A 3,389-nucleotide genomic window follows, 5' to 3' on the forward strand; every position below is an offset into this window, starting at 1 on the left:
GACTTTCCACTTTTCGTTGGACACTTTCAGCTTGGTTGCACACTTTCCTATTTTCGTTGGACACTTCTCAGATTTGGTTGCACACTCTCAGCTTGGTTGCACTCTTTCCCACTTTGGTTGGACACTCCTAAGATTTAGTTGCACACTTGTTACTTTTCCTTGGACACTTCCGCATAACCAGATAATCAGTTGAACTCTCCTCCCTCTCGCCAAGCCGCGTCAATCGCATTCAATACTTCTTTTCTATATACTAGTGAAGAAGCACAGTTACAGTGTACGAGGAGGATTATTTATGGAAATAGTAAAACAAATTCATTTACAGGAACTTATCACTTCCTTCGCCAATAAAGATGTCTACATTCATCTTGAAACAACAAATGGCTCATATGCCTCTCATTTCAATGAAGGTTTTTTTAATGTGGGTGCATTTATTCGTAATGTCGTTGTTAAATTCGAATTGGGGAAAGTCACCGGTGAATCGCCACATCGAATCGGTTTAAAACTACCATCTGGTTGGATTTACGCACAAGGTATTACGCATTATAAGCTCGACGAACACGGTAGACTACTAATGGCTGGGCTTGATCCAGAAGGAAAGCTTGCGGTCGCGCTTGAAATAAGCGAGACACCGTTCACATATTAAGGAGGCCTTTTTGATGATAAAAAAAGAACGTCACGTACTCGTTGTATTCCCTCATCCGGATGATGAAGCTTTCGGTGTGTCCGGCACAATTGCATCGTACCGAGAGATGGGCGTTCCCGTCACCTATGCATGTCTAACACTTGGTGAGATGGGACGGAACTTCGGTAACCCACCATTCGCCAACCGTGAAACGTTGCCACAAATTCGTAAAGGTGAACTCCAAAAAGCTTGTGAAGCGATGGGACTCGACGACTTACGTATGATGGGATTGCGCGACAAGACAATTGAATTTGAAGATGATGAAAAAATGATTCAACTGATGACCGATTTAATCGAAGAAACGAATCCTTCGCTCATTATTTCGTTCTATCCCGGTTTGTCCGTTCATCCTGACCATGATGCATCTGCACGCGCAGTCATTCGTGCTGTGAGACGCATTGCTGAAACCGAGCGCCCTATCGTCTATACAATCGCTTTTTCAAATAATACAGTTGAAGTGCTTGGCGAACCAGATGTGATTCACGACGTATCAGCTGTCAGTGACAAAAAAATTGCTACGCTGAACGCTCATGCATCGCAAACAGTTTGGATGATGAAAGAAATGGAAGAGAAATTGGCTGCACAAGATCCTGACGCGTTAAAATGGCTCAATAATGAACGTTTCTATACGTACAATTGGCAAAAGGATTTCGAGTAACAACAAGTCACTCAATTACAAAAGACATCTATACCTTATTAATGAAGAAGTTCAGAGGGAGATAGCCTTCTGAACTTCTTTTATTTATCAATAAATAGGAATCTTCATATTACTTTTTCATAACAAAATTGCATATTTTATGAATTAATAGTACATTTATCGCATACATATTCATCCATTGTAAAATTTCTTCTGTATATATACAGTCTATAATATCTCCACATCCCCACATTCTATTTTTTAAAAGCTAGTCGTGTCCAATAACTAATGAAAACCAACTGTTTTAAAGCGTTTACATTACTACTCTGACTATCAAACTGCAATGATAGCATCAGCATTTTGATAGTCCCTCAATCATTTTAAGTCTCTTTTTTAAAAAAAAGGACTTCTGAAAAAGTCGATTCTTAGTGGATTTATTTAGATACTTAAAATTAAAATCCCCATTTCCACGGTTTTTTTATAATAAAGAATAGACCGAAAAATAGAAATAAGATATACTCTATTTACAAAGGAAAATAAACAGGTTAATATGTATAAATATTCATTTTATACATATTGATTTGTTATACATTGGGGGATGCATATGAAAAAGTTTTCTTTATCTACATGGCTTTATTTTTTAATACCATCAATTCTTGGGGTCGTTCTGTTCATGATTCCGTTAAAGTTCGGAGAAGATTGGAAAGTACCGATTGCCAAATTCGCAGACATTTTGTCAGTCGCACTTGAACCTGCAATGCCAATGACCGCTATGATTATTATTATCATCGCTGCACTGGGATCGCTATTATTCTTATTTGTAAGAGCGGATCACGCCAAGCCATCATTTACTATGAATTTATTTAAAGTATCACCATTCTGGACAATCACTCGTGTTGTGGGAGCAGTATTCGCCATCATGGTGACATTCCAAGTAGGACCAGAAGCTGTTTGGAATGAAAACACTGGCGGATTACTTCTTGCACCAGATGGGCTGGTTTCATTCTTATTTACTATTTTCTTATTTGCAGGATTATTATTACCTCTACTATTGAATTTCGGACTACTAGAGTTTTTCGGAACAATGATGGTAAAAGTTATGCGTCCTGTATTCAAATTACCAGGTCGTTCTTCCATTGATGCTCTAACATCGTGGATTGGGGATGGAACAATCGGGGTTTTATTGACAAGTAAACAATACGAAGATGGTTTCTATACAAAAAAAGAAGCCGCGATTATTGGAACGACCTTCTCGGTTGTGTCCATTACGTTTTCGCTCGTTATTATTGATACAGTCGGCATGTCTAAATATTTCCTGCCGTTTTATGGAACGGTTGTATTCACAGGATTAGTTCTTGCAGTGATTATGCCAAGGATTTATCCACTCGCTGGCAAGAAGGTTGAGTATATCGATGAAAGGCCATTTACGGGCGACGAGGAGAAGCTTCCTGAAGGATACAATGTCATTAGCCATGGTCTTGAAAAAGCACTTGAAACGGCTGATAAAAACCGATCCCTTGGCCACGTCGCCAAAGACGGCATGAAAAATGTATTCGATATGTGGATTGGGGTTGCGCCTGTCGTTATGGCGTTCGGAACAATTGCCCTTATTCTTGCTGAATACACAAGCATCTTCACATTTTTAGGGAAACCGTTCGAACCGATTCTGTCCGTTCTCGGCATTCCAGAAGCACAAGAAGCTGCACAAACAATGGTTGTTGGGTTTGCGGATATGTTCTTGCCAGTTATTTTGGCAGATGGCGTCATTACATCGGAATTGACACTATTCGTTATTGCGACGATTTCTGTCGTCCAACTAATCTATATGTCAGAAGTTGGTGGATTGATTCTCGGTACCAAAATTCCGATTAACTTCCTTGACCTGCTAATTATTTTCTTGTTACGCACATTGATTGCATTGCCAATCGTTGCAGGGGTTGCTCACTTACTATTTTAATGAAATACGAAAAAGCCTCGCAACTTGTCGCGGGGCTTTTCTGTGCGCGCGGGAACACACTCTTTGCGCAAAAAAACCGCGGAATCACTCTGGACTAACCTAAATTAATGAGA

3 protein-coding genes are annotated in these 3,389 nt (G+C 39.6%); all 3 read left to right on the top strand.

Features of this window, described 5'->3' with window-relative positions; genetic code table 11:
* Window positions 1–292 precede the first annotated feature (292 nt).
* The 3 genes from R2B77_RS12610 to R2B77_RS12620 all read left to right on the top strand — a co-directional run bounded on the left by R2B77_RS12610 (window position 293) and on the right by R2B77_RS12620 (window position 3,276).
* On the top strand, window positions 293–643 hold the full coding sequence (locus R2B77_RS12610; protein ID WP_203248393.1) for a YojF family protein: 351 nt from the start codon (window positions 293–295) through the stop codon (window positions 641–643).
* A 16-nt stretch (window positions 644–659) separates the two neighbouring features.
* On the top strand, window positions 660–1,340 hold the full coding sequence (gene bshB2, locus R2B77_RS12615; protein ID WP_322555715.1) for a bacillithiol biosynthesis deacetylase BshB2: 681 nt from the start codon (window positions 660–662) through the stop codon (window positions 1,338–1,340).
* A 583-nt stretch (window positions 1,341–1,923) separates the two neighbouring features.
* Complete coding sequence (locus tag R2B77_RS12620) at window positions 1,924–3,276, top strand: YjiH family protein (protein WP_203248391.1); 1,353 nt, start codon at window positions 1,924–1,926, stop codon at window positions 3,274–3,276.
* Window positions 3,277–3,389: the final 113 nt, after the last annotated feature.

The organism is Sporosarcina beigongshangi (genome assembly GCF_033485195.1).
Taxonomy (GTDB): Bacteria; Bacillota; Bacilli; order Bacillales_A; family Planococcaceae; genus Sporosarcina; species Sporosarcina beigongshangi.

What these genes read in the sequence shown, in the direction of transcription:
- R2B77_RS12610 (WP_203248393.1), top strand. Translation starts at nt 293, where the DNA reads ATGGAAATAGTAAAACAAATTCATTTACAGGAACTTATCACTTCCTTC.
- R2B77_RS12620 (WP_203248391.1), top strand. Translation starts at nt 1,924, where the DNA reads ATGAAAAAGTTTTCTTTATCTACATGGCTTTATTTTTTAATACCATCA.